The sequence below is a fragment of the Streptomyces sp. NPDC002838 genome (assembly GCF_040295365.1).
GTDB lineage: Bacteria > Actinomycetota > Actinomycetes > Streptomycetales > Streptomycetaceae > Streptomyces.
Map to the genome: position 1 here is coordinate 1 of NZ_JBEOVF010000074.1, position 24454 is coordinate 24454.

The following is a 24454-nucleotide window of genomic DNA, read 5'->3' on the forward strand; positions in this document are numbered from 1 at the left end:
GCCCTCGTCTTCGGGGGGTGGTGGGCCGGCCGCCCCCCCGCCCCAAACAACGCGGCAGATGCCCAGGGGTCGGCTCGCTACCGGACCGCGTTGTTGAACTGCGAGGTCCGTACGAAGGCCAGGGCCAGGACGCCCACCAGTGGCAGGAGCGTCACCTGCAGCAGCCCGGCCCGGTCCCAGCCGAAGGAGTCCACCAGGGCGGCGAAGAGCAGCCCGGAGAACGCCGCCGGTCCGTAGTAGCTGGTGACGAAGAGGCCGGAGGCCCGGCCGATCTGCCCGGGACGGACGGCCCGCTGCATCGCGCTGTTGGTGTTGGGGTAGATGAAGCCCAGGCCGAAGGCGCCCATGAGGAAGGCGAACACGCACTGCATGCCGACTCCGGCATGCGACTCGTAGATGCACACGCTGATGGCGGAGACCGCCAGCAGGCTCAGGATCAGCAGGTTGCGCTGGTTGAAGCGGTCGCCGAGCCAGCCCCCGAAGACGGCCGTCATGCCGCCGAAACCGAGGAAGCTCATGGCCAGCGCGGCCTGGCCGGAGGTGTAGTGCAGGGAGCTGATGAGGAACGTCGGGTAGAGGCCGAGGAAGCCGTAGATGGCCACACCGCTGATGACCGAGTGGACGGCCAGCGCGATGGTGTTGCGGTTGTAGGCGGAGGCCGGCATGTACTCGTAGGTCCTGGTCGAGACGATCTTCTCGGCGGAGTGCTCGGTCAGACCGGTCTTCACGAGGAACAGGGAGGCGGCGGCGATCAGCAGCCCGGCCGCACCGAACAGGTAGAAGGGCGAGTGCCAGGTGCCGTGCATGCTCATGAGCTGCACGCCGATGAGCGGGGCGATGAACACGCCGACGGAGTAGCCCATGCCGATGATGCCGAAGGCGAGGCCCCGCCGGTGGGCGAAGAAAGCGCCGATCGCCGCGAAGATGGCGGCGGACTGCATGCCCTCACCGAAGCCGGAGACGACCCGGTACGCCGTCATGTCGGCGAAACCGGTCGCCAAGGGCGTGGCCATCGTGCCCAGGGAGTAGATCACGATGCTGACCAGCAGCACGGTCTTGCGGCGGAAGCGATCCAGTAGGTAGCCCGCGGGCAGGCCGGCCAGGGCCATACCGAGGGTGAAGTTCGTCGCCAGCAACCCCCCTTGCTCCAGGGAGAACCCGTACTCCTGACGGATGTTGGGCAGCAGGGGAGGGAAGACCTGGCGGTCCATGGCGTTGACCATGTAGGAGAGGACCACCAGCAGGAAGCCCACACCGATCATGGGGCGGGAAATGGGGGCACGGCTGCTTTTCTGCGTGTCGCCGGCGGGCACCGCACTGGTGTCGACTTGCGCTGCGTGAGTCATAGCGGCTCCTGAGGAGGAATGGGCCACGGCAGGCCGCGGCGGATCCATCGCCGTACGGGGCCGTACAGGCGATGACAAGAAGCGGTGAGCTGAATACGGACTCGAGTGGAGACGGCGATGCTGTCGCCGTCTGACGGAATGCGGGCGGTGGGCTGCCGCGCGGTCGTACGCCGCATGCTGAATTCAGCCGTATATCGCCCGTCGGGGACGTCCGTGGCTATGGCGTCTTCGACAGCCGGACCTCGTGCGGGCACTTATCGGCCACACGGTCGGCGCTGGCAGAAACCATGGAGGGGAAGTCTCCGGCGCGTCAAGATGTGAACAGCGGATTTCTTCGGCGTTCCTCGTTTTCCCGTGATGACCGGGTTCCTCGGCTCCGGACATACCCCGTAGCGGGGGGTCGGCGACCGGATGCGTGCCGCACCCTTGACGTGTCGAGGGCCAGTGCTATCGTTAGCATCACGTGGCTGTGACAAAGTGATTCGACGTGCCCCGGTATCTCGTGACCCGTTCCCAGGGGCGTACTGCGGCGCCCGCACCGACCACAAGTCGGCGAGCGCCGGCGACACCCGACCCGAGCCCAGCGATCTCTCCACCTCACCCATACGGCGGGCGGCCCCACCGGACATGCCGACGGCCGCTCTCCCGGGTGACGGATAAACCTGCTGACCGGATGCGACCGGGCGCGACCCCGGCCGTCCGCTGCGGCCGCACGATTCTGCGAGGACGACCTGCTATGAAACCACCGAGCCGCCCGGGCACAGTGCTGCTCACCGACTACGCCTGGCCCGACGACTCCGTCGAGCGATCGGTCATCGAGGAGGCGGGCCACACCCTCGTGACCGGCCCCGCCGAGCCCGCCTCCGCCGAGACCATCGAGGAACTGGTCGCCGAACACCGGCCCGCCGGGATCCTCACCTGCTGGGCACCCGTCTCCGCCACCGCGGTGAAGACCTCGCCCGACCTACGGATCGTGGCCCGGCTCGGGGTCGGCCTCGACAACATCGCCGTGGACGCCGCCACCGAGCGAGGCGTATGGGTCACCAACGTTCCGGACTACTGCGTCGAGGAGGTCTCGGACCACGCCGTCGGCATGGTGCTGGCCTGGACGAGGGGCCTGGCGGTGTTCGACCGGGAGGTCCGTGCGGGCCACTGGGACCCCGCGAGCGCCCGGCTGCGCCGGCTGTCGACGCTGACCTGCGGCGTCGTCGGATACGGGCGGATCGGACGTGCCACCGTGCGCAAGCTGGGCGCGTTCGGCTGCCGGATCCTGGCCCACGACCCGCACCCGCCGAAGGACGCCCCCGGAGTGGAGATGGTGGGTCTGGAGGAGCTGCTGCGGCGCAGCGATGTGGTGATCCTCCATGTGCCGCTCACACCCGGCACGCAGCACATCGTCGGAACCGAGCAACTGGCGCTGATGCGGCCGGGCGGTCTGTTGGTCAACGTCAGCCGGGGCGGCCTGGTGGACACCGACGCGGTCGTCAAGGCGCTGGACAGCGGGCACCTGGACGGAGCCGCCTTCGACGTACTGGAGACCGAACCGCACGTCCCCGCCGGGCTGCTGGACCAGCCGGGCGCGCTCCTCACCCCGCACGTCGCCTTCTCCTCCGACGCGTCGGTTACGGAACTGCGCCGCCGCGCCGCCGAGGAAGTCGTACGGATCTTGGCGGACGAGGCACCGGCCCACGCCTGCAACAGTCCCCGCGGCCTGCCGCCGGGTCGGGGGACCGGGGATGAGTGAGACCTCCGCGCAGGTGAGCCCCGACCCCGTGCTGGCCGACTTCCTGCTCGCCCACAAGCTCTCACGACCCGGCGAAACCGCACGCTGGACGCCGCTGGCCGGCGGCGTCTCGTCCGACCTGTGGCGAGTGGACCTGCCAGGACGCTCCCTCTGCGTCAAACGCGCCCTGGCCAGGCTGAAGGTAGCGGCCGACTGGCGGGCGCCGGTGTCGCGCAACGCCTACGAATGGGCCTGGATGCGGTTCGCGTCCCGGCACCGGCCGGACAGCGTTCCGGAGCTGCTGGCTCATGACCCCGAAGCCGGACTCTTCGCGATGGCGTTCCTGCCTCCCGAGCGGTACCGGATGTGGAAGGCGCAGCTGCTGGACGGCGAGGTGCGGGTGGCGACCGCGGCGGCGGTGGGAGGGCTGCTCGGCAACCTGCACGCGGCGAGCGCGGGCGACGCGGCCCTCGCCGCGGAGTTCGCCACCGACGACAACTTCCACGCCCTGCGCATCGAGCCGTACCTGCTGGCCACCGCTGCCGCGCACCCCGGTCTGAGTGACGTCCTCCAGGGCCTCGCCGACCGCACGGCCACGACCCACCTGGCCCTGGTGCACGGTGACGTCAGCCCCAAGAACATCCTCGTCGGCCCGCCGGGACCCGTGCTGCTGGACGCCGAGTGCGCCTGGTACGGAGACCCGGCCTTCGACCTGGCCTTCTGCGTCAACCATCTGCTCCTCAAGAGCCTGGTGGTGCCCGGGCGCCGAGCCGATCTCCTGCGGTCCGCCCGGGTGCTGGCGGAGGAGTACGTCCGGTGCGTCGACTGGGAGCCCCGGCCGGCCCTCGAGGCGCGGGCCGCGTCACTGCTGCCGGCACTGCTGCTCGCGCGTGTGGACGGCAAGTCCCCGGTGGAGTACCTCACCGACGACCGGCACCGGTTGTTCGTACGCACGGCGGCATCGGCCCTGCTGCGGGCGCCCGCCCCTGCGATGGCGGACGTCCTGGACGCCTGGGCGACCGCGCTCGAGGCGCCGACCGAGCCCGGCAGCGGCCGGCCCGACTGACCAACCGATTCGACGGGTCGACGGACCTGGAGGGTCCGACGGGACCCGAACGAGGAGAAACACATGCGCAGAGTCGTCACCGGCCACGACGAGAACGGCAGGCCGGTCGTCGTCAGCGACGGTCCCGTCCCGCGCAGCCGGGAGTTCACCAGCCTGCCGGGCTGGGTGTCCCGCCTGCCGTGGGCCACGGAGCCCGGCGAGCGGGTCAGCCGGAGCGGGGAGGACCCCACACCGAAGGTCACCAGCCTGCTCCCGGCCCCCGGGGGCACGCGGTTCATCGTCCTGACCTTCCCGCCGGACAGCGCGATGGCCGACCCCGCGTTCGACCCCGTCGCCTTCGACCGGGAGCAGCGGGCCGACTCGCCCGGCATCGCGGACCTCATGGAGCCCGACGGCATGCACACGACGCCGACCGTGGACTACGGCATCGTGCTGCAGGGCGAGATCGTCCTCGAACTCGACGACGGCCTGTGCACCCGCCTCTCGGCAGGCGACATCGTGATACAGAACGGCACCCGCCACGCCTGGCGCAACCGCGGGGACCAACCGGTCACGATGGCCTTCGTCCTGGTCGGCGCGGAGCGCGACGGCTGACGGCACCGGAGCCGCCGACGACGTCGCGGTTGGTCCAGGGCGTCACTCATCTGCTTTTTATTCTCTGCGAACGTGGGCAACAACGGGCCCTGATCGGCCATCAGTTGGTCCAGCGCGGGGCCGCCGATCCCGCCGCCTGTACCCCGGATGCCTGAGGGGTGGCAAGCGACAGCAGAAGGCCGGTGCCGTTGGGCACCGGCCTTCGGGCCAGGGTCCGGGTGGAACACGTCAGCGTGCCCGAGGGTGGTGCTGCCGCTTTCAGCAGGGGGACGATTCGGCGGCGAGACAGGCAGCGGAATCGGTCCCCCTGCCGGCACTGGGCGGTCTGCCCAGTGCGGTGTTTTGGCCGGCTAACTGCAGATGATGACGAGTAGGCAACCTCTCATTTGGTCGTGGTCGTGGTCGTGGCCGTGGCCGTCGGCCGGGCTTGACTGGGCAGCCGTGGCCTTTGCGGCGGCGGGTGCCGCGGCCGCGGCGGAGGCTGCTGTCGCCGGCACTGCCGCGAGAGCAAGGGCCAGGGCGGCGCCGACCGCGAATCGTCGGGACACGGCTTTCTTGGGTGCTATCTGTGTGGTGTTCATGAAGCCACCATGCACACCCTTATGGCCAATTTCGCGCTGAGGGCGGCTTATCGGGCGAATCGCCGCAATCTGGTCGCTGCCCTTGGCTGGAGTGACCGGACAGGGACGACACCCTGCTCGTGCCGAAGCGGTAGCAGAACGGGCTCCCTTGGAGCGTCTGAGCGACATCTGACGGGACTGACCTCCATCTGGCATGAAGTCAGCACCCGTCCGCTGTGTGCCGAGGACGAAGCCGCCCACGGTGGACATCGTCCGCTGATACACCCCCGCCTGGTCCGCGACGGACGAGCGGTTGCCCGAGGCGCACGACGTCATGGTGCGGTGGGCCAGGACCCTGCCCATGAGCCGGCGGCCGGCTCGCCTCACGCCCCGGTCGAGCCGCCGGGCTGAACACCCCGGCCGCGATCCATGCCGCGTTCCTCCCGCACCCGCAGTCGGTCAGCCGCCGCTCAGGCACCTCCCGCGCCCCGCCGTTCAGGTACCTCCCGAGCCCCGTCACCTGCCAGGCGCTCGAAGGAGCCTCCCGCCGCACCGCCGCCCGCCAAACGCCGTTCCAGAGGCCGGATCGCCATGCTCGCCGTCAGCGCCAGGCAGCCCACGACCACCCACGGCAGCACCCGGTTCATGCCGTACAGGACGCCGAACAGGCCGGGCGTCACCATGTCCGCCGTCGCGAACGAGTACTGGAACGCCGCCAGATAGGTCCCTCGCGCCCCCTTCGGAGCCGCCTGAGCGGAGAGCGCGTTCGAGGCCGGCCCGTGCAGCATCTCCGCCGTCGCCCACAGCAGCATCACCAGCGCCAGGTAGCCGACCAGCAGCGGACCCCGCGGCAGCAGCACCGCCATGGCGGCGGCCACGCACCAGGCCGCCCACAGCCGGCCGCCCCAGGCCATCGCGCCGCCCCGGGAGGTGCGCCGTCGGGAGCGGCGGGTGACCTCGGCCGTACAGGTGGCCACGACCGTCGTGGTGATCGTGAGGAAGGTGCCGACCGCCCAGCCCGGCGCGTGCAGCCCGCGGATCACGTAGACCGGTACCGCCACGGCGAGGAAGACCGTGCAGATGTTGAACAGGACGTTCACGCCGATCAGCCCCAGATACGGCCGGTTGCGCAGCAAGTGCCGTATTCCGTTCCGGGATTGATCGTCAGGCCCGCCGGCCGGCCGCCGTGCACCACGTACGAACAGGGCGACGGTCACCGCCGCGAAGACGAAGGAGATCGCATCCGCCAGCACCATTCCCCGGTACGCGTGCTGCGAGGCGAGCGCGAGCAGCACGCCCGCGAGCACCGTCCCGGCGCCGGTGCCGGCCGCCCGGATCATGCCCGCCCGGGCGAACCACTGGTCCCTGGCCTCGCCGTCCGCCTGCTCGGCGATCAGCGCGAAGACCGATGACCAGTACACCCGCAGCCCCACCGACTCGACAAGCGCCGCGAGGAACAGCGACACCGGACCGGCCACCCCCAGGTACAGGAAGAACCCGGCAGCCTGCGACAACAACCCCGCGATCACCACCGACCGCGGACCGATGCGGTCGACGATCCGCCCGACGAGCAGCGGCAGCAGGAGCGAGCAGGCGGTGGCGGCGGTCAGCAGCAGGCCGACGCCGGTCTCGGACAGGTCGGTGACGGCGAGGAAGTAGACCATGGACAACGGGAGATAGAGCCCGGTGCCGATGGCGTCGATGGCCAGCGCAACCGGTATGGCCCAGGCGGCGCCGTCGCGGGCTCTCGGCCACCTCACGGCGTGCCGGGTGCGGCGAACGCGGCCGCTCGGCGTCCGTCCGGGGACGGGGTGCCGGCCGCCCGGCGCATAGCACTCGGCGCGGCTGCGCCGCGGGCTTCCGGTTGCCGGGCGCCGCTCGTTCGCACGGGGCGAGCCTCCATTCCTGTGTGGGGTCATCGGGATCCGCCGGATACGCCTCTCGGCCGGCCCGGCACCGGGCCGCCCCCTCCGTGGGGCGGGCGAACAGGTCAGGGCCGCAAGTCGGCTCACTCTGCAAGTCCCACGTTGTAACCGCAGGCGTACGCCGAAGTCAACGGTGTTTGGAGGCACCTTGGCCGGTGCCCGACGAAGATCGTGTCCTATGCGGTGAGGTGGCGTTGGGTTCGTGGCGTGGCGGGAGTCGCGGGTTCAGCCGGCTTCCAAGATGCGCCGTCGGCCTGTTCTGGCTGCCGTCGAATACCGGGCTGCGGGTGACGCCTACTCAGCCTTAGGCTGCCCTTCGAGCGGGCTGACGAGACGCCCTGTCGACAGCGTCAGTCAGCGGATCGGAGATGTGCAGGGGAATGACTTGTCAACTGTTCGCGATCAGCTTCGATGCGAGCCGGCCGCTGCGTCTCGCCCGGTTCTGGTCCGGGGTCCTGGGTTGGGAGATGGTTGACGATCCACGTGACGGCGTCATGCTCCTGCCCAGTGATGACACCGGGTTCCGAATCCGTTTTCTTCCGACCCAGGAGCGGAAGGTCGGCCAGAACCGGATGCACTTCGATCTGACGAGTACATCCCTGGAGGACCAGCAGCAGACGGTGGCCAGGTCGCTAGGACTTGGCGCACGGCACATCGACATCGGCCAACGCCCGGAAGAGGGGCATGTGGTGCTCGCCGACCCCGAAGGCAACGAGTTCTGCGTCATCGAGCCGGGCAACAAATTCCTCGCCGACTGCGGATTCATCGGAGCGCTGGCCTGCGACGGTTCGCAGGAGGTCGGGTACTTCTGGAGCGAAACGCTGGGGTGGCCGTTGGTCTGGGATCAGGACCAGGAGACCGCGATCCGCTCGCCGCACGGCGGTCCGAAGTTCACGTGGGGTGGTCCACCGGTGGCGCCGAAGACAGGCAAGAACCGGTTGCATTTCGACCTTGCTCCACCTGCTCACGGTGATCGGCAGGCAGAGGTCGACCGTCTGCTCTCCCTCGGGGCGGCTCGAATCGACACCGGCCAGGGCGAAGTCGGCTGGGTGGTGATGGCCGATCCCGACGGCAACGAGTTCTGTGTGTGGACGCCCCAGTAGCGCGGCCAGTGTCCGGCGGGGGCTTGGACCTCCACCGTGGCGCTCTTCGCGCTGTCGCTGTTCGCCGAATCGCGTTCACGCAGCCCGCTGATCGACCCGCGCGTCATGCGGCTGCCCGCGGTGTGGACCACCAACGCCGTCGCGCTGCCGTTCGGCGCGGGCATGTACGCGATCTGGTCCCCGATCGCGATGTTCCTCTCGGGCATCCCGAGCGGCCGTCTGGGGCCCGTGCGGGGAGCCGAGAAGCTGCTCACGGTCGGCGTGCGCTCGGCGCGGCAACCTGCGGATTCCTCGCCGTCCGGCACGACCAGCAGTGGCAAGTGGCCTTCATGGCAGGTCTCTTCGGCCCTCGGCATCGGGCTGCCCTTCGCCTCGACGGCCAACCTGATCGTGGGCAGCGTCCCGGCCGAACAGACCGGCGCCGCGACCGGCACTGCTGGAAGCGGCCCTGCGGATGCCGGTCGCGTTCGAAGGCGCGATGGGCTCGCGCCGCACTCACGAGGAACGCAACCGGAGGCTGCGTGAAGCCGGCGTCAGCGAGGAGGAGCTGGCCCGGCTGAGGTCGCCGATCGGCCTCGGCGCCCGTACGCCCGAGGAGACCGCCCTGTCCATCGCGGCGGAGATCATCGCCGTCCGGCGGGGCGGGACGGGCCTTCCGCTGGCCGGCTCGGGGACGCCGATCCACCGCGAAGAGGCAGACAGCCGCCGAGCCTTGACCGCTATCTCCTCGACCTTGGCCGGCACCGGCTCAAGGCCCCGCCCGGCCCAACACCCTCCCCGCAGAGAAGTCCCCGGACGTCCTCGCCCGCACCGGCGCCTTCCCCAAGCCGCACACCACCACCGCCGGCCGCACCGCGTACTCGACGAGCAAACTGGCCGCCATCCACCTCGTGCACGAGTACGCGCGCCGTATGCCGGTCGGGATCGACGCCGTCGCCTACAACCCGGGCTTCGTCCCCGGTACCGGCCTCGCCCGCAACGCAGGACCCGTCTCCCGGTTCGCGATGCGCCGCATCCTGCCGGTGATGACCCTCACCCCGTTCGCCACCAGCCGCAACGCCGCGGGCCGCTACCTCGCCGACGTCGTCCTCGGCATCACCCGGGCGCCGACCGGCTCCTACGTCGACCGTGGCCGTGAGGCCCGCTCGTCGAAGGAGTCCTACGACCCGCAGCGCGAGCGTGAACTCTGGGACGCCGTCGAACGGTTCGCCGCCGCGTACGCTGCCGGGGCGGATGGGCTCTCAGGTGAGGTGATGAGCGGTTCGTCCCGGCAGATCGAGCAGTGATCGAAGGGCAGCGGCTGGAACGCGGTGAACGCGACTCCTGATCCCGCCCGGTCTCGACCCGATCGAGCGCCAGCGTTCTCGTGCACGATCGTGCGTTCGTCGCCGGACAACTGCCGGTCGCGCAGGCCGGGGACAGACACGGCAGTGTCAGCCGCGCGCCGCCACCTGGGCGAGGTCGTCATTCTCCCGGTAGCAGCTCTTCAGGCCGGCGCTGCCGTCGCTGAGGAGGAAGCCGCCGTCGAGTACGCCGATCCGCTCCATGCTGTCCGGGCCGCCGGCGTCGTGCACCGCGAGACATCGCAGTCCGGGAGGGGGTCCCGGCGGTACCCGCAGATGATGAGCGGTCAGTCACCGAGGTGCACAAGGAGATTCGCGATGACGCCAGTGCAAGTCGATTGGCTGTCCGTGCTGCTCGGTCCGGTCGTCATCGTCGCGTTGGTGGTTGCCTTCTCCGCTGCGCGTTCGGCATCCAAGACGGGCGAGCCGATGCCTCATTGGGGGAAGGTCGTCCAGGGTGTGGCGATTGCCCTCGCGCTGTTCGTGGCTTTCATGAACATGGCTTGGGGCGGTCAGTAAGCCGGCTTCGTAAGCGGAGCCGGCTCTGGCTCAAACGCAAGCCTGGGGGGACAGGGTGATGCCATCACATGTGCGCCAAGAAGTGCAGTTGCTTTCCGCTCCCGTGCGCTGTCGCTGTGGGCGCGTCGTCTAGGGTGCGGGCATGACCTCCCAGACCTACCTTTCTGAACTGTTCTCGCTGGATGGCCGGGTCGCCGTGGTGACGGGCGGCAGTTCCGGGATCGGCCGAGCCATCGCCGGAGCCCTCGCGCGAGCCGGTGCGGGCGTTGTGGTCGTGGCGCGCAGGGAGGAGGAACTGGCCGCCACGGTGGATGAGTTGTCGGCGGATGGCTGCCGGGCGGCCTGGGTGAGCGCCGACCTGCGCACCCGCGATGGGGTGCGTGCGGCGGCGGAGAAGGCGGCCGAGGTGTTCGGGGAGCCGGACATCCTCGTGAACAGCGCCGGGGTCAATCTGCGGCCGCCGATGGCAGAGTTGGGCGAGGAGGTATGGGACACCACGATGGCGGTGAACCTGGACGCGCCCTATCTGCTGGGCCAGCGGTTCGGGCCCGGCATGGCCGCACGGGGCTTCGGGCGGATCATCCACATCACCTCCCAGCAGGCGCATCGGGCGTTCGTCCAGAGCGGTGCCTACGGGGTCTCCAAAGGCGCGTTGGAATCGCTGGCTCGCTCACAGGCTGAGGCGTGGTCGCCGCATGGCGTCACCTGCAACACGCTGGTGCCGGGCTTTGTGATGACCCCGCTCAATGCGCGGTTGTCGTCCGACCCGGAGAAGGTGGCGGCGCTGGCCGCGCGCACGTTGGTCGGGCGCAACGGTCTGGCCGAGGACTTTGCGGGTGCAGTCGTGTTCCTGGCGAGCCGCGCTTCCGCGTACGTCACCGGGCAGGCGATCTTCGTCGACGGCGGGTTTTCCGTTCACTAGCCCAACACTGTCTGAGGACTGAGCCGGTGGAGGAGCACGCTGCTGTAAGCCCCAACGGCGCCGGCTGGTGGAGTCAGGGGAGCGGATACGACGGCTGCAAGTGAGGGTCGGCAACCCGGACCGCAGGAAGGTCCCTCAGGGGCCCGGTCTTGGCGACGAACCTCCAACCGCCGTAACCTCGGCCTCTAGCCGATCCCTCGGCCCACGTTCTGGCCGATGTCGATCACGAGTTGCCGGTGGGTGCGGGCCATGTCGGTCAGATCGAAGCCGCGGCATGCAGGCCGGCGAACAGCGGCAGACACCCCAAGTCCTCGTCGTCGATCGGGCGCATGCTGCGGTATCCGTCGAGAAAGGCGTCGAACCGCGCCCGGTGCCCGGTTGCGGGCCGGCCGGTGTGGTCGGTCAGGTCGCGCACGGCATAGGCGATGTCGGCGGCGTACCAGGACAGGGCGGCCTCGTCGAAGTCGTAGGCGACCGGCCGGCCGTCCTCCCAGGCCATGTTGTCCAGCTCGAAGTCGCCGTGCACCACACCCCAGCGGTCCTGACCACGTGGTAGGCCGCTCATCACCTCGGCGAGCCTCGCCGTGGCCTCGACCAACGCGGTGTCGTCGGCGAACAGTTCGCCGATACCCGGAAGTTCGCCGAAGGATTCGGGCAGCCCGGCATCGAGTCCGGCGGCATCGCGGTGCAGACGTGCCAGTGCCTGGCCCCAGTACGAGGCTTGCGATTCGGTGAGTTCGCTGACGTCGACTTCCTCGCCGGGCGCCGGTTCGACCACCATGGCGTGCATCGCACCGAGCCCGGTCGCCACGGTCACGGTCAGGGCCCCGGACTCGGCCGCGACCGGCCGCACCACCGCCGAGCCGCCGTCGCCGAGCCGTGCCATCAGCTCAGCCACCGCAGTCAGGGGCTTCGGTCCGCGATACGAGCCGGGCACGAACCGCAGATAGCGCCGTCGGCCGTTGTCGGGGAGCACAAACACATGGGAGGCGCTGGAGCGCCACCACTTGGCGGTGCCGGCCGGGTAACCCCAGTGGGCGGCGACCTGGTCGGCGACCGGGCTGTCCCACGCTTCGGACACGGTCTGCTTCAGCCGATCGATCTCAGTCAATGGCATCATCGCGAGTCAGCCTTGATCATGCAGCCGACAGTCACAAGCCGATTTCCACGCCGGCCACCCCAGGTGCCGGTACGCCCCCGGATGGCCCACCCCTTGGGAATTCGAGCACCACCCCGCCTAGTGAGGGGGCGGATGGGCTCCGTGGCCCCCGGGGGCTGGGTGGCTGCCCAGCTCGCGAGGAGCCTGAGCCGGTCTTCGGAGGTGGTGCCCGGCTCGGCGGTGTAGAGGGTCAGGTCGTGCACCGCCCGGTGGGACACGGGCAGGTCCAGGGAGCGGTAAGTCAGCTCCAGGCGGCCGACCTCGGGGTGCTCCAGCCGCTTGATGCCGCCGTGGAAGATGCGAACGTCGTGCGTGGCCCACATGGTGCGGAACTCGGAACTGAGCGTGGACAGCTCGCCGATGAGTTCGCGCAGTGCCCGGTCGTGGGGGCTCGCGCCCGGCTTCGGCGCGCAGCAGCGCGACGGTGGCCCTCGCGCCGGAGTCCCAGTCGACGAAGAAGTGCCGGGAGCCTGGGTCGAGGAAGTGGTAGCGGGCGAAGTTGGCGCGGCGTGTTTGTCGCTGGTGTCGCTGCCGAACATCGGCGCGTGCAGGGCCCGGCCCAGCGCGTTGGTGGCGACGACGTCCAGACGGCCGTTGCGCACGAACGCGGCGGACATCGTCGTGGAGTCGAGCAGCCACTGGACGGAGGGCGGAATCTCGACGTCCTTGCGGCGGGGCGGCGGGCGGGCCGGGCTGATCGGGCCAGATCGAACAGGTAGGTACGTTCGTCCTCGTCCAGCCGCAGTGCCTGGGCGACCGCCTCGAGAACGTCCTCGGATACGCCGCTGATGTGGCCCTTCTCCAGACGCGTGTACCACTCGGTGCTGACGCCGGCGAGAACGGCGACCTCCTCGCGCCGCAGCCCCGGGACCCGGCGCCGGCCGCCGGCGGGAAGTCCGACCTGTTCCGGGGTGATCTTGGCGCGCCGACTGGCGAGGAAGTCCCGGATGTCGGCGCGGTCGCCGGGTCGGTGGTCCATGCCCTCCACGGTAGCCATGGACCGTCGCGGAGGGAGGTTGAGCTTATGCCCCCCCATAAACGCGACCTTCTCCACGCGCGACGAAGAAGGTTTCGTGGGATCGAAAGCGCGATCACAACCCCTTCTGGAGATGGAAATTGAGCACGCGAGGAGGAGTCCTCCACGCGCCCGGCGACGTGCGTGTCGAAGACCGCGAGCGTCCGCCCACCCGGCTCCCGCTCGTCGTGTATGTGCTGGCACTGGGCACGTTCCTGATGGGTACGACCGAGTTCGTCGTGGCGGGGCTGCTGCCGGAGATGGCCGGCGACCTGCGGGGGAGCGTGGCCCGGACGGGGCTGCTGATCACGGTCTTCGCCGTCGGGATGATCGTCGGCGCGCCGTTGACGGCGATGCTGACGCTGCGGCTGCCTCGCCGGCTGACGCTGGTGCTCGCCCTGGGCGTCTTCGCCGCCGGACACGTCATCGTCGCCCTCGGCTCCAGCTTCGCGCCGCTGCTGGCGGCGCGGTTCCTGACGGCGCTCGCGACCGGGGCGTTCTGGGCGGCGGCCAATGTGGTGGCCGCCCGCATCGCCGGGCCCGCCGCGAGTTCGCGGGCTCTGGGGGTGGTGGGCTCGGGTGCCATGCTCGCCCATGTCGTCGGTGTGCCGCTCGGTGCTTTCGCCGGGCAGCTTGCGGGCTGGCGGGGACCGTTCTGGGCTCTCGCCGTGCTCGGCGCGGCCGCCATGGGGCTCATCGCCCGCCATGTTCCCCATGACGGCCCCGACCACCAGGCGGTGTCCATCCGCTCCGAGCTGTCCGCCCTGCGCTCCGGTCGTCTCTGGCTGGTGCTGGCGGCCTGCGCGACCACGACCGGCGGCGTGCTGTCGACGTACACCTACATCTCACCACTGCTGACCGACCGGGCGGGGCTCGCCGCCGGGCTCGTGTCCCTGGTACTCATCGGCTTCGGCGCCGGCGCCCTGGCGGGTTTCCTCGTCGGGGGCCGGCTCGGAGACGTCCGCCCGCATGCGACGACCACCATGGCGGCCGCGGCGACCACGGTCATCCTGCTGGCGATCTGCCTGCTGTCCGGCTTCGCCGCACCCACGGTCGTGCTGGTCGCCCTGCTCGGGCTCTTCGGGCTCGGCGCCAACCCGGTGCTGATCTCCCGGGCCGTCCGCTTCGCGGGCCAGGCCCCCACCCTGGGGTCCGCCCTGACCGTATCGGCGTTCAACTTCGGCACCGCGGCCGGTTCCTGGGGCGCCGGACTCGCCCTCGACTCCACCCTCGGGGCTCCACCGGTCCCGCCGTGGTCGGCACCGTCATCGGCGCACTGACCCTGATCCCCACGAGCATCATCGCCCTCACGGGCCGCTCGAGACCTCGCCGGAACGCTCGACACGGATGTGCCGGCGTGGGTGCTGGTACGCCGGACGGCCCTTCCCTGCCTCCTCCGAGGTGCCGGCCTGCTCGCGCGAAGTGTCGGCCCGGAACGAGCTGTCGGCGGACATCGGCTCGCTCGGAGGGGCACTGCCACACCGCCGCATGCGGCCACCACGTCGACGCCGCCATGCGCGAGCTGATCGGGAAGCGGCCGTGGCTGACGGTCTTCCGCTTCCCGACCTACACGCAGGGGCACGACCACCTTGCCTCGATCAGTGCCTTCCGCCCCGGCGATTGCGATGACTTGGACGGACGCGATGTGCCGGTCCGCATCGACACACCGGGCCGTAAAAGTAAGCAAGAGCGTGGCACTTTTTGGAGCCAGCTGGCTTTTCTTGGTGAACACCTAAGCCTTAGCTTGGTTCCATGGGTGTGAGTGACGAGGATCTGTATACCGCCGAGCAGCTCCGGTGGGGCATTTCGCGACTGGCCTCCCGGCTGCGGGCGGAGCAGCCGGGAAGTGCTCAGCCGCTGACGCGTCTGTCCGCCTCCCTGCTGTCTCATCTCAGGCACAGCGGTCCTTTGGCGGTCGGTGAGCTGGCCGCGATCGAGGGGGTGCAGGCTCAGTCGCTGACCCGGGTGCTGCAGGACCTTGAGCATCAGGGCAGGGTGACACGGAGCCGCAGCAGCACCGACAAGCGCCGCCAGGACATCACGCTGACCGCGGTCGGCGAGCAGGCGTTGCGTGACCATGTGCGGGACGGCAATGCCTGGTTGGCGGCGGCGCTCGCGCGGCACCTGTCGCCTGCCGAGCGTGGGCTGTTGCGGCTGGCCGGTGAGCTCATGCAGCAACTGGCCGGCGTGGACGCCGAGTCGGCGGACCGGGAACGGGCCGATGGCGGGGCGGCGCAGCGCGGAACGGCGGGGCCCTTGTGACGACGCGCCGGGTGCAGCAGGGGCGGCAACGCCTCGGTGAGGACCGGTCCCTGGCGTCACACGGGCTGCTCCTGGCGGTCCTGGCTGGTCTGGGGGCGGCCAGCCCGCTGGCTACGGACATGTATGTGCCCGGACTGCCGGACATGGCACGTTCGTTGGGGACCACGAGTGCTGGAACGCAACTGTCCCTCACCGCGTTTCTGCTGGGAGTCATCGCCGGACAGCTCGTCCTGGGGCCCCTGAGTGACATGGTCGGCCGACGGCCCGTCCTCCTGGTGGGTACGTCCGCGTTCGCCCTGTTCGGTCTGGGGTGTGCGGTCGCGCCGACGATCGAGGCGATGACGGTGCTGCGTTTCGGGCAGGGCGTCGCGGGCGCGGCGGGCATCGTGGTCGGGCGGGCCGTGGTCGTCGACCTCTTCCGCGGGCCCGAACTGTCTCGGGTGTACGCGGCCCTGTCGGGTATCGGGGCGCTGGGGCCGGTGCTGGCGCCGGTGTTGGGCGGGGGCCTGCTGGCCGTGGCGCCGTGGAGGTTCGTGTTCGTCGCGCTGGCGCTCGCCGGAGCCGTCCTGGCCGTGGGAATCGCGCATGGTGTGCCGGAGTCGCTCACGCGTGAGCGGCGCACGGAAGGCGGGGTCGGCGGCGCGCTGCGGGCCACCGGGAGGGTGGCGGCGCGGCCCGGCGTGTTCGTGCCGGTGCTGACGATGGGCTGCACCGGCGCCGCGACCTTCGCCTACATCGCCGGGGCGACGTTCGTCCTGCACGACCTGCTGCACCTGTCGCCCGCGATGAGCAGCATCGTCTACGGGGTGAACGCGCTCGGCAATCTGGGCGGTTCACTGCTCTACGGGCGACTGGCCCGTCGGCGCCGTCCCGAGACGCTGATGGTCGTCGGCGCGGCGACGGGGCTGGCGGGCCAGTTGGTCCTGCTGACCCTCGCCTCGACGGTGGGCAGCGGTCTGTGGACGACGTGGGCGTGCCTGCTGGTGTCGGTCTCGTCCTTCGGGTTGCTCTTTCCGTCCCTGACCACGGTGGGGCAGAGCCGCGGGCGGGATGCCCCGGGAGCCACCTCCGCGTTGCTGGGCGCGGCACAGTTCGCTTTCGGCGCCGCCGCGTCCCCGCTCGTCGGCCTGTTCGGCACCGGCAGCGCCGCTCCCATGGCGCTGGTGATGGGCGCCTTCCTGGCGCTGGCGACCGTGGGGGCGGCCGTCTGCCGACGGCAGAGCAGGACCGAACAGGATTCCGGTCAGTGACCGGCGGTGAGTTCTTCGCCGCTGCTTGCCGCGCTGGGCGTACTGCGGTTCGACCGCGTCCAGGGCCGCGGCGGGAAGGCGTCCCGGATATGCGTGGCGGGACAGGGTGGTCATCGAACCCGGCGGCACCTGATCGGTCCCGGCCTGCGCGCGACACTCAGCACTTGCTCGACCACGCCCTGGCCACAGGGCTTCCACTCATCAACCTCGGCGGCAGGCCCCGCTTCCGGCGTGCCCGGGCCAGCTGCCCCCTTCACTCGTGCTGCGTGACGTGCACGAGGAAGCGGCCCCTGTACGGCTCATTGGTGTCGCCGGGGCACGCGGACAACGGAGTACCGAACTCGCGCCGGTTCGGATCAGCACCGTCTCGCCGGGCGCCGTCGACATGTCCTGGTGAGTTTCGCATCCGGCACGACAGCTACTTCGTGGAGGACTTCGCGCCCGGGGAGGAGAGTAGTCCGGGCCCTTCGATGTCGTGATCCGGCTTCCCGAGGACGATGTCGAAGTGCGCCGAGGTCCATGGGCTTTCCAGCCGGCGGCCGTCCGGCGTCGGCGAGCCCGCCTCGTGACGGTCGAAGGGACGGACGAGCGACTCCTTCACGCCGAACACCGAGTCGCCGTCCAGGCAAGGATCGCCCGCGACGAAGATGTGCGTGATGAGGGGCTGGAACCCGCGCGTTGTCACCTTGAAGTGCAGGTGCGGCGCGCGCATCGGTGAGCGGCCGGCGTGATGGAGGAGCCGGCCGACGGGGCCGTCGTCGGGGATCGGGTACGGCGTGGGGGTGAGCCCCCAGAACGCGTTCGCCCCCACGCAGTTCGCCTTCCACTTCATCTCCCGCAGCATCGGCAAGGAACGGATCGGGCGCCGCGACCCGGAGTTCGTCGACGCGGTCGTACGGGACTGGCGGGACACACACGACGGGCGGGATCCCTTGGACACGCCGTTCGGAGAGTTCGGCGGACGGCTGCTGACATCGGCCGTCCTCGCGACATTGCGCCCCCAGGGGTGTCTGTGGCTCACCGCACCCGCGAGTGAGGCTCAACTACCGCAGATCTACGACCAGTTGGCCGACACCCTGGCCGGCGACACACCCCCGAACCTGATCGCCGTACAGCACGGAACCCCGCTCACCCGGTCGCTGCTCGCCGAACAGGCCCGGCTGGTGCACGGTGTGCCCGCGCTCATCGTGGAGGACGGAATGGACGACGACCGGGCCGAGACGCTGCTGCTGTCCGGGCGCGCCGACCTGGTGGCGGGGGAGCAGGCATGAGCACCGACCTGACGCCGATGTTCGCGCCCGAGGGCGTGGTCGTGATCGGCGCCTCACGGCAGAGCGGCAAGCTGGGCGCCGCCATGGCCCGCTCGCTGGCCGCATTCCCCGGCACCCGCGCCCTGGTCAACGCGCGCCGCCCCGACCCCGGCGCAGGTGTGTACGCCTCCGTCGCCGAAGCGGCCGCGCACACCGACGAGCGGCTCGACCTGGCCGTCCTGTGCGTGCCCGCGGCCGGCTGCGCCGACGCGCTGGCCGAAGCGGCCGCCGCCGGTTGCCGTGCCGCGCTGGTCTGTGCCGGCGGTTTCGGCGAGGCGGGCCCCAAGGGCGAGGCACACGCGGACGCGCTGCGCCGCGTCGCCCAAGAGACGGAGATCAGACTGCTCGGCCCCAACACCTCCGGCTTCTTCGCCCCCCACCTGGGACTGACGGCCAGCTTCGTGCCCGCGGCGGGACAACTGCCCGCCGGCGACATCGCCGTGGTCGCGGCCAGCGGCGGCGTCAACCACGCGCTCTCCTTCGACCTGACCGCCGCCGGGAACGGCATCAGCCTCGGCGTCGGCATAGGGGCAGGCCTCGACGTCACCGCCGCGGACGTCCTGGAGCACGTCGGGAAGGACCGTCGTACGACGGCCGTCGCGCTGCACCTGGAGACGGTTCCGGACGGGCCACGGCTGGTGGACGCCGTACGCCTGGTGGCTTCCGTCAAGCCGGTCGTGGCACTCGTCGTCGGCCGCAGCGACGTCGGTGACTTCGCCCGGTCGCACACCGGTGCGCTCGCCACCTCCTGGCGTACGACGCGGGCCGCGTTGCGGCAGGCCGGGGCGGTGGTCGTGGACGACGAACGGGAGATGGTGGACGCGCTCACGGCTCTTTCCCGCATTCAGCTGGGCCCCCACCCGGACCCTGGGCTCGGCATCGTGACCGCCCAGGCAGGGCCGGGGCTGCTGCTGGCGGACCGGGCGGGCACCGACGGCATACGGATACCGGAGCTGGCCGGAACCACGCAGGCCACGCTGAGCGAGCTGCTGCCCCCGCTCACCTACCAGCGCAACCCGGTCGACACCGGCCGGCCCGCCGGGACCTTCGCCCGGGTTCTCGCAGCCACGTCCGCCGATCCGGCGGTGGACCTGCTCGCCGTCTACGCCCTGACCGAGCCGGACAGCGTCGACCTCGCCTCGGCCGCGCAGGACGCCGGCCTCGGCCCGGACTCCCCGGCCGTGGTGGCCGTCGGCGGCCTTCCCGAGGACGTCGCCGAGCAGCGGGCGCGGCTGCACAAGGCGGGGATTCCGGCGCTCACCGGACCTGCCTCCGCCGCGAATGCGGTACGGGCTCTGGTGACGCACGCCCGACAGCGGGCCGCGCGGGCCGACGGGCCTGTGCAGGAGACGGCCCCTTCCGTCCCTTCCGTCCCTTCCGGCCTTCTGGACGAGGACGCCGCCAAGACCTTCCTCGCGGGGCTGGACATCCGCACCCCCGACCGCGTCGCCTGCGAGACCCGCGCCGACGCCCACTACGCCCTGCGCCTGCTGGGCGGGCCCGTCGCGGTCAAGGTGCTCGACGCCGCGGTCCTGCACAAGACAGAGGTCGGCGGAGTCCACCTGGGCGTACGCACCCCCGACGAGCTCGACGCGGCACTGGACGCCATCGGCGCCGATCACCGCTACCTGGTGGAGGCCATGGCCCGGCCCGGCGTCGACCTCGTGCTCGGCGTGCGGCGGGACCCCGTGTTCGGGCCGGTCGTGCTGGCGGGGCTGGGCGGTACGGCCGCCGAGGCGCTCGCCGACGTGGCGATCCGGCTCGCCCCGCTGTCCGTCGCCGAGGCATCCGGGATGCCCGACGACCTAGCGGCCCGCGCGCTGCTCGACGGCTGGCGTGGGGGCCCGGTGCTCGACCGGGCCGAGTTCGGGCGGGTCGCGGCCGGGCTCGCCGCCGCCCTGGCCGCGAGCCCGGACACCGCCGAGATCGAGATCAACCCACTGCGGCTCACCGCCGACGGGCTGATCGCACTGGACGCCGTGATCGTGCACACCGCTCCACCCGCTGAGGAGAACGACCATGCCTAGGCCGAGCAGCAACGGCGCTGTGCCCTGGCCGGCGGACTACGCCGAGCGCTACACCGCGAAGGGCTACTGGAAGGGCCACACCCTCGGCCACCGGCTCCACGCCGCCGCCGACGCCGTCCCCGAAGCGATCGCGGTCGTCGACGGCGACCGGCGGCTGACGTACCGGCAACTCGCCGAGCGCGCGGACGCCGCGGCTCTGCGCCTGGCCGCGCTGGGCCTGCGCCCGGACGACCGGCTCGTGGTGCAGCTGCCCAACACCGTCGAGTTCGTCGTCCTCACGTACGCCTGTCTGCGGCTCGGCGTCATTCCGGTGATGGCGTTGCCCGGGCACCGCAGACACGAGATCGGCCACTTGGTCGAGCACAGTGAGGCGGTGGCCGTCGCGGTGCCGGACTTCCTGAAGGACCACGACCACCAGGCGATGGCATTCGAGATCGCTGACGGTTCACCAACTATCCGGCACGTTCTCGTACTGGGTGACAAGGTCGGCCACGATGCCGTGGATCTGAGGGAGTTGTGCGGCGCGCCCGACACGGCTGGGGAGGCCCGGGCCGCCGTGGACACGTACCGTCCCGACAGCCGCTCGATCGCCGTCTTCCTGCTCTCCGGCGGCACCACCGGACTGCCCAAGCTCATCGCACGCACGCACGACGACTACCTCTACAACGCCCGTCGCAGCGCCGAGGTCTGTGAATTCGGCGCGGACACGGTCTACTTCGCCGCCCTGCCCCTCGGACACAACTTCCCGCTCGCCTGCCCCGGCCTGCTCGGCACGCTGCTGGGCGGCGGGCGCGTGGTGCTCGGTTCCCCCAGCCCCGAGAAGGCCTTCGCGCTCATCGAGAGCGAGCGCGTCACCGCGACCGCGGTGGTCCCCGCCATCGCCCAGCGCTGGCTGGAGCACCGCACAGGCCACCCCGAGGCCGACCTGAGCTCGCTGCGCGTCCTCCAGGTCGGCGGCTCCCGGCTGGCCGACCACGTCGCCCGCGGCGTACGCCCCCAACTGGGCTGCACGCTCCAGCAGGTGTTCGGCATGGCCGAGGGGCTGCTCAACTACACGCGCCTGGACGACCCGGAGGACGTCATCTGCACGACGCAGGGGCGCCCCATGTGCGCGGACGACGAACTGCTCGTCGTCGACGAGTCGGGCAACCCGGTCCCCGACGGGACACCCGGCGTGCTGCTCACCCGCGGGCCGTACACCCCACGCGGCTACTACCGGGCCGAGGAGCAGAACGCCCGCGCGTTCACCGAGGACGGCTGGTACCGCACCGGCGACATCGTGCGGCTCAGACCCGACGGCAACCTCGTCGTCGAGGGCCGCGACAAGGACATGATCATCCGGGGCGGCGAGAACATCTCCGCCGAGGAGATCGAGAACTTCGCCTACCAGACCCCCGGTGTCACCCGCGCCGCCGCCGTGGCGATGCCCGACGCCCAGCTCGGTGAGCGGGTGTGCCTCTACGTCGTACCGGAACCGGGCCACACGGTGACCCTCGACGACGTCCACCACGTCATGGAACGCGCGGGCATAGCGCGTTTCAAGTTCCCGGACCGGCTGGTGACCGTCCCCGAACTCGCCGCCACCAAGGTCGGAAAGATCGACAAGAAAGCCCTGCGTGCCGACATCGCGCGCCGACTCGACGCCGAAGGAACCCACGATGACCAGTGACACCGACGGCATGGCGCCCGTCATAGCCCCGGAGGAGACCGACCCCGAACTCCGGAAGCTGTACGACGGCTTCGCGGCGGCCGGGCTCATCCCTCTGTGGACCGAGATAGGCAACCTCATGCCGCTCACCCCGCAGCCGGAGGCCGTGCCGCACGTCTGGCAGTGGGACACCCTGCTCCCGCTCGCCCGCCGGTCCGGCGACCTGGTGCCGGTGGGGCGCGGCGGTGAGCGCCGCGCGATCGCGCTCGCCAACCCCGGCCTGCCCGGACGGCCGTACGCGACTCCCAACCTCTGGGCGGCGATTCAGTACCTCGGCCCGCGCGAGGTCGCCCCCGCGCACCGCCACTCGCAGGGCGCGTTCCGGTTCATCCTGGAGGGCGAGGGCGTGTGGACGGTCGTCAACGGCGACGCGGTCGAGATGCGCCCCGGCGATCTGCTGCTCACCCCGTCGATGCACTGGCACGGCCACCACCATGTCGGTGACGAGCCGATGGTCTGGCTGGACGGGCTCGACATCCCGCTCGTGCACCGCCTGGACGCCGGATTCTTCGAGTTCGGCGAGGACGGGGTGTCGGACCGATCGACCCCGTCCCGGTCGCGGAACGAGCGGCTGTGGGGCCACCCGGGGCTACGGCCGATCGCGGCCCCGGACAGCCCCAACTCCCCGCTGATGGCCTACCGTTGGGCCGACACCGACGACGCCCTCATCGTTCAGCTGGAGCTGGAGGACGAGGCGCACCCGGGTGTCATCGAGCCCGGCCACGCGGGCATCCGGTTCACCAACCCCGCCACCGGCCGCGACGCCCTCGCCAGCCTGCGCACCGAGATGCACCGCCTGCGCCCGGGCACCACGACCGCGACCCGCCGCACCGTGGGGTCCTCGGTCTGGCAGGTCTTCCGCGGCAGCGGCACCGTCACCCTCGACGACACCGTGATCGAGGTGGCCGGGGGCGATCTGATCGCCGTCCCCTCCTGGTACGCGCTGACCATCGCCGCGCACACGCAGCTGGACCTGTTCACCTTCAACGACGCGCCCCTGTACGAGGCGTTGAACCTCGCCCGCACCGAAACCACCGAGCCCGAAACGGCCGAGAACACCGGGAGCACCACCTCATGAAGCTCGCCACCATCCGCACCGCCGACGGCACCGCGGCCGTCCGCCTCGACGGCGACCAGGCAGTGGAGACCGGTGCCCCCGACGTCGGCACCCTGCTGCGCCGCCCCGACTGGCGCGCCTACGCGGCCGCCGCCGACGGCCCGGCGCACGACGTGGCCGCCCTCGACCTCGCCCCGGTCGTCCCAACCCCCTCCAAGATCTTCTGCGTCGGCCTCAACTACCGCACGCACATCCTGGAGATGGGGCGCGAACTCCCCTCGTACCCCTCCCTCTTCGCCAAGTTCGCCAACTGCCTGCTCGGCGCCCGCGACGACATCGTGCACCCCGGCGAGACCGAACAGCTGGACTGGGAGGCCGAACTCGGCTTCGTCGTCGGCGCCCCGCTGCGCCGGGCCACCAAAGAGGAGGCCGCGGCCGCGATCGCCGGCTACACCGTCGTCAACGACATCTCCATGCGTGACTGGCAGTGGCGTACCCCGGAGTGGCTGCAGGGCAAGGCGTGGGAGGCCAGCACACCGGCCGGGCCCTGGCTGGTGACAGGCGACGAGCTCGGTGACGCGGCCGATCTGGAGATCCGCTGCGAGGTGAACGGCCAGGTGATGCAGCGCTCGCGCACCTCGGACCTGCTCTTCGACCCGGCGGACATCGCCGCGTACATCAGCCGGTTCACGACGCTGGAGCCGGGCGATCTCATCGCGACCGGTACGCCGGGCGGGGTCGGCGCGGCCCGCGACCCGAAGGTTTTCCTGAAGCCCGGTCAGGTCGTGCGGACCGTCGTCGAGGGCGTCGGCGAGTGCGTGAACACCATCGTCGAGGACAAGCCGTGAAGGCCCTCGAGTGGGTGGAGGACGGACAGCGCCGACTGCAGCGGGCGATCGACGCGCTGCCCGCGCACGCGGTGACCGAGCCCTCGGCCCTGCCCGGCTGGACCCGGGGCCACGTCCTCACCCACCTCGCCCGCAACGCCGACGCCCTGGTCAACCTGCTGACCTGGGCACGCACGGGCATCCCGACGCCGATGTACGCCTCGCCGGATCAGCGGGCCACCGACATCGAGGCGGGCGCCGGACGGCCGCTCGCCGAACAGTCGGCGGACGTACGGGAGTCCGCGGCCCGTTTCCGGAAGGCGGCCGAGGCGCTCTCCGACGACGCCTGGTCTGCCGCGGTGGTCAGCGGGCAGGGTCGCGAGATCCTCGCGTCGGAAGTGCCGTGGCTCAGGGGCCGGGAGGTCTGGATCCACCTGGTCGACCTGCGCGTCGACGTCGGCATGGACGCGCTGCCGCCCGACCTCGCCTGGGCCCTGGTGAGGGACGTGGCGGGGTGGATGTCGGCACGGATCGGCGCCGGCGCCGAACTGAAGGCGGACGGACACGGCACTGTCGCACTCGGCACGCCCTCTGCCGGCGTCACGGTCACGGGACCGCCGTACGCCCTCGCCGCCTGGCTCACCGGCCGGGGCGGCTCCGAAGAGCTGCACATCACGGGCGAAACGCCTCATCTGCCCAGCTGGTTGTGACCCGTTTGTTCCCCCTTGATCAAAGGAG

At 71.0% G+C, this 24454-nt stretch carries 23 protein-coding genes and 4 pseudogenes; 19 read left to right on the forward strand and 8 right to left on the reverse strand.

The features are described from left to right. Positions 1-77: 77 nt before the first annotated feature. Positions 78-1346 (reverse strand): MFS transporter, encoded by a 1269-nt coding sequence (locus tag ABT063_RS46510; RefSeq protein ID WP_351067270.1) that lies wholly within the window; start codon positions 1344-1346, stop codon positions 78-80. A 736-nt stretch (positions 1347-2082) separates the two neighbouring features. Between ABT063_RS46510 and ABT063_RS46515 the strand changes: the two genes are divergently transcribed. The 3 genes from ABT063_RS46515 to ABT063_RS46525 all read left to right on the forward strand — a co-directional run bounded on the left by ABT063_RS46515 (position 2083) and on the right by ABT063_RS46525 (position 4729). Continuing rightward, a complete protein-coding gene (locus tag ABT063_RS46515) occupies positions 2083-3090 on the forward strand; it encodes a C-terminal binding protein (protein ID WP_351067271.1) in 1008 nt (335 codons plus the stop codon). Further along, positions 3083-4135: a phosphotransferase family protein gene (locus ABT063_RS46520; RefSeq protein WP_351067272.1), complete on the forward strand. Its 1053-nt coding sequence runs from the start codon at positions 3083-3085 to the stop codon at positions 4133-4135. The genes ABT063_RS46515 and ABT063_RS46520 overlap by 8 nt, the downstream gene beginning before the upstream one ends. Before the next feature lie 63 nt (positions 4136-4198). Continuing rightward, on the forward strand, positions 4199-4729 hold the full coding sequence (locus ABT063_RS46525) for a cupin domain-containing protein (RefSeq protein ID WP_351067273.1): 531 nt from the start codon (positions 4199-4201) through the stop codon (positions 4727-4729). A gap of 1030 nt (positions 4730-5759) precedes the next feature. On the opposite strand, the gene ABT063_RS46530 is transcribed toward ABT063_RS46525, so the two are convergent. After that, positions 5760-7049, reverse strand: coding sequence for an MFS transporter (locus ABT063_RS46530; RefSeq protein ID WP_351067275.1), 1290 nt, complete (start codon positions 7047-7049; stop codon positions 5760-5762). A 545-nt stretch (positions 7050-7594) separates the two neighbouring features. On the opposite strand from ABT063_RS46530, the gene ABT063_RS46535 reads away from it, so the two are divergent. From ABT063_RS46535 to ABT063_RS46545, 4 genes and pseudogenes are all read left to right on the forward strand, one after another. Then, entirely contained in the window at positions 7595-8317 is a 723-nt protein-coding gene (locus ABT063_RS46535) for a VOC family protein (RefSeq protein WP_351067321.1), read from the forward strand. An 18-nt stretch (positions 8318-8335) separates the two neighbouring features. Continuing rightward, a pseudogene (locus ABT063_RS52520) lies at positions 8336-8749 on the forward strand (MFS transporter); the annotation flags it as partial. Between the two features lies 1 nt (position 8750). After that, positions 8751-9011: pseudogene (locus ABT063_RS52525) on the forward strand (XdhC family protein); the annotation flags it as partial. 196 nt (positions 9012-9207) lie between these two features. Next, on the forward strand, positions 9208-9603 hold the full coding sequence (locus tag ABT063_RS46545) for a Rossmann-fold NAD(P)-binding domain-containing protein (protein WP_351067324.1): 396 nt from the start codon (positions 9208-9210) through the stop codon (positions 9601-9603). 147 nt (positions 9604-9750) lie between these two features. Here ABT063_RS46545 and ABT063_RS46550 read toward each other — a convergent pair whose 3' ends face one another. Next, on the reverse strand, positions 9751-9891 hold the full coding sequence (locus ABT063_RS46550; protein WP_351067276.1) for a hypothetical protein: 141 nt from the start codon (positions 9889-9891) through the stop codon (positions 9751-9753). Positions 9892-9978: 87 nt separating this feature from the next. Here ABT063_RS46550 and ABT063_RS46555 point away from each other — a divergent pair, with 87 nt between their 5' ends. After that, on the forward strand, positions 9979-10179 hold the full coding sequence (locus ABT063_RS46555; RefSeq protein ID WP_351067278.1) for a hypothetical protein: 201 nt from the start codon (positions 9979-9981) through the stop codon (positions 10177-10179). A gap of 142 nt (positions 10180-10321) precedes the next feature. Continuing rightward, entirely contained in the window at positions 10322-11101 is a 780-nt protein-coding gene (locus ABT063_RS46560) for an SDR family NAD(P)-dependent oxidoreductase (RefSeq protein ID WP_351067280.1), read from the forward strand. Positions 11102-11357: 256 nt separating this feature from the next. Here ABT063_RS46560 and ABT063_RS46565 read toward each other — a convergent pair whose 3' ends face one another. The 4 genes and pseudogenes from ABT063_RS46565 to ABT063_RS46580 all read right to left on the reverse strand — a co-directional run. Then, entirely contained in the window at positions 11358-12212 is an 855-nt protein-coding gene (locus ABT063_RS46565) for a phosphotransferase enzyme family protein (protein ID WP_351067281.1), read from the reverse strand. 5 nt (positions 12213-12217) lie between these two features. Further along, positions 12218-12583 carry an MmyB family transcriptional regulator gene (locus tag ABT063_RS46570; RefSeq protein WP_351067323.1) on the reverse strand — a complete coding sequence of 122 codons (366 nt, stop codon included), beginning with the start codon at positions 12581-12583 and terminating at the stop codon, positions 12218-12220. A 7-nt stretch (positions 12584-12590) separates the two neighbouring features. Further along, positions 12591-12725 (reverse strand): annotated as a pseudogene (locus ABT063_RS46575) (hypothetical protein); the annotation flags it as partial. Between the two features lie 313 nt (positions 12726-13038). Beyond that, positions 13039-13296: pseudogene (locus ABT063_RS46580) on the reverse strand (hypothetical protein); the annotation flags it as partial. Positions 13297-13376: 80 nt separating this feature from the next. Between ABT063_RS46580 and ABT063_RS46585 the strand changes: the two are divergent. The 4 genes from ABT063_RS46585 to ABT063_RS46600 all read left to right on the forward strand — a co-directional run bounded on the left by ABT063_RS46585 (position 13377) and on the right by ABT063_RS46600 (position 16787). Continuing rightward, the gene (locus ABT063_RS46585; protein WP_351067283.1) at positions 13377-14555 is read left to right on the forward strand and encodes an MFS transporter; all 1179 of its coding nucleotides are present in this window, start codon (positions 13377-13379) and stop codon (positions 14553-14555) included. 233 nt (positions 14556-14788) lie between these two features. Then, positions 14789-15037 carry a hypothetical protein gene (locus tag ABT063_RS46590; RefSeq protein ID WP_351067285.1) on the forward strand — a complete coding sequence of 83 codons (249 nt, stop codon included), beginning with the start codon at positions 14789-14791 and terminating at the stop codon, positions 15035-15037. Beyond that, complete coding sequence (locus ABT063_RS46595) at positions 15028-15537, forward strand: MarR family winged helix-turn-helix transcriptional regulator (RefSeq protein WP_351067286.1); 510 nt, start codon at positions 15028-15030, stop codon at positions 15535-15537. The genes ABT063_RS46590 and ABT063_RS46595 overlap by 10 nt, the downstream gene beginning before the upstream one ends. Beyond that, positions 15534-16787 carry a multidrug effflux MFS transporter gene (locus ABT063_RS46600; protein ID WP_351067288.1) on the forward strand — a complete coding sequence of 418 codons (1254 nt, stop codon included), beginning with the start codon at positions 15534-15536 and terminating at the stop codon, positions 16785-16787. The genes ABT063_RS46595 and ABT063_RS46600 overlap by 4 nt, the downstream gene beginning before the upstream one ends. A 418-nt stretch (positions 16788-17205) precedes the next feature. On the opposite strand, the gene ABT063_RS46605 is transcribed toward ABT063_RS46600, so the two are convergent. Next, positions 17206-17598, reverse strand: a complete 393-nt coding sequence (locus tag ABT063_RS46605; protein WP_351067289.1) for a dioxygenase family protein — start codon at positions 17596-17598, stop codon at positions 17206-17208. On the opposite strand from ABT063_RS46605, the gene ABT063_RS46610 reads away from it, so the two are divergent. The 6 genes from ABT063_RS46610 to ABT063_RS46635 are packed head-to-tail and all read left to right on the forward strand — an operon-like array spanning position 17570 to position 24426. Beyond that, the gene (locus ABT063_RS46610; RefSeq protein ID WP_351067291.1) at positions 17570-18058 is read left to right on the forward strand and encodes a hypothetical protein; all 489 of its coding nucleotides are present in this window, start codon (positions 17570-17572) and stop codon (positions 18056-18058) included. The genes ABT063_RS46605 and ABT063_RS46610 overlap by 29 nt on opposite strands. Then, on the forward strand, positions 18055-20124 hold the full coding sequence (locus ABT063_RS46615; protein ID WP_351067292.1) for an acetate--CoA ligase family protein: 2070 nt from the start codon (positions 18055-18057) through the stop codon (positions 20122-20124). The genes ABT063_RS46610 and ABT063_RS46615 overlap by 4 nt, the downstream gene beginning before the upstream one ends. Further along, positions 20117-21793, forward strand: a complete 1677-nt coding sequence (locus ABT063_RS46620; protein ID WP_351067293.1) for a (2,3-dihydroxybenzoyl)adenylate synthase — start codon at positions 20117-20119, stop codon at positions 21791-21793. Before ABT063_RS46615 ends, ABT063_RS46620 begins: the two co-directional genes overlap by 8 nt. After that, positions 21783-22910 carry a cupin domain-containing protein gene (locus ABT063_RS46625; protein WP_351067294.1) on the forward strand — a complete coding sequence of 376 codons (1128 nt, stop codon included), beginning with the start codon at positions 21783-21785 and terminating at the stop codon, positions 22908-22910. Before ABT063_RS46620 ends, ABT063_RS46625 begins: the two co-directional genes overlap by 11 nt. Next, positions 22907-23737 (forward strand): fumarylacetoacetate hydrolase family protein, encoded by an 831-nt coding sequence (locus ABT063_RS46630; protein ID WP_351067295.1) that lies wholly within the window; start codon positions 22907-22909, stop codon positions 23735-23737. Before ABT063_RS46625 ends, ABT063_RS46630 begins: the two co-directional genes overlap by 4 nt. Then, positions 23734-24426, forward strand: coding sequence for a maleylpyruvate isomerase family mycothiol-dependent enzyme (locus tag ABT063_RS46635; RefSeq protein WP_351067297.1), 693 nt, complete (start codon positions 23734-23736; stop codon positions 24424-24426). Before ABT063_RS46630 ends, ABT063_RS46635 begins: the two co-directional genes overlap by 4 nt. Positions 24427-24454 lie beyond the last annotated feature (28 nt).

Bases quoted from the DNA above. Each gene is read 5' to 3' on its own strand.
- ABT063_RS46595 (WP_351067286.1), top strand. From the start codon at position 15,028: ATGGGTGTGAGTGACGAGGATCTGTATACCGCCGAGCAGCTCCGGTGG.
- ABT063_RS46590 (WP_351067285.1), top strand. From the start codon at position 14,789: ATGCGCGAGCTGATCGGGAAGCGGCCGTGGCTGACGGTCTTCCGCTTC.
- ABT063_RS46555 (WP_351067278.1), top strand. From the start codon at position 9,979: ATGACGCCAGTGCAAGTCGATTGGCTGTCCGTGCTGCTCGGTCCGGTC.
- ABT063_RS46515 (WP_351067271.1), top strand. From the start codon at position 2,083: ATGAAACCACCGAGCCGCCCGGGCACAGTGCTGCTCACCGACTACGCC.
- ABT063_RS46560 (WP_351067280.1), top strand. From the start codon at position 10,322: ATGACCTCCCAGACCTACCTTTCTGAACTGTTCTCGCTGGATGGCCGG.
- ABT063_RS46520 (WP_351067272.1), top strand. From the start codon at position 3,083: ATGAGTGAGACCTCCGCGCAGGTGAGCCCCGACCCCGTGCTGGCCGAC.
- ABT063_RS46630 (WP_351067295.1), top strand. From the start codon at position 22,907: ATGAAGCTCGCCACCATCCGCACCGCCGACGGCACCGCGGCCGTCCGC.
- ABT063_RS46570 (WP_351067323.1), bottom strand. From the start codon at position 12,583: ATGTGGGCCACGCACGACGTTCGCATCTTCCACGGCGGCATCAAGCGG.
- ABT063_RS46625 (WP_351067294.1), top strand. From the start codon at position 21,783: ATGACCAGTGACACCGACGGCATGGCGCCCGTCATAGCCCCGGAGGAG.
- ABT063_RS46620 (WP_351067293.1), top strand. From the start codon at position 20,117: ATGCCTAGGCCGAGCAGCAACGGCGCTGTGCCCTGGCCGGCGGACTAC.
- ABT063_RS46510 (WP_351067270.1), bottom strand. From the start codon at position 1,346: ATGACTCACGCAGCGCAAGTCGACACCAGTGCGGTGCCCGCCGGCGAC.
- ABT063_RS46535 (WP_351067321.1), top strand. From the start codon at position 7,595: ATGACTTGTCAACTGTTCGCGATCAGCTTCGATGCGAGCCGGCCGCTG.
- ABT063_RS46525 (WP_351067273.1), top strand. From the start codon at position 4,199: ATGCGCAGAGTCGTCACCGGCCACGACGAGAACGGCAGGCCGGTCGTC.
- ABT063_RS46615 (WP_351067292.1), top strand. From the start codon at position 18,055: ATGAGCACCGACCTGACGCCGATGTTCGCGCCCGAGGGCGTGGTCGTG.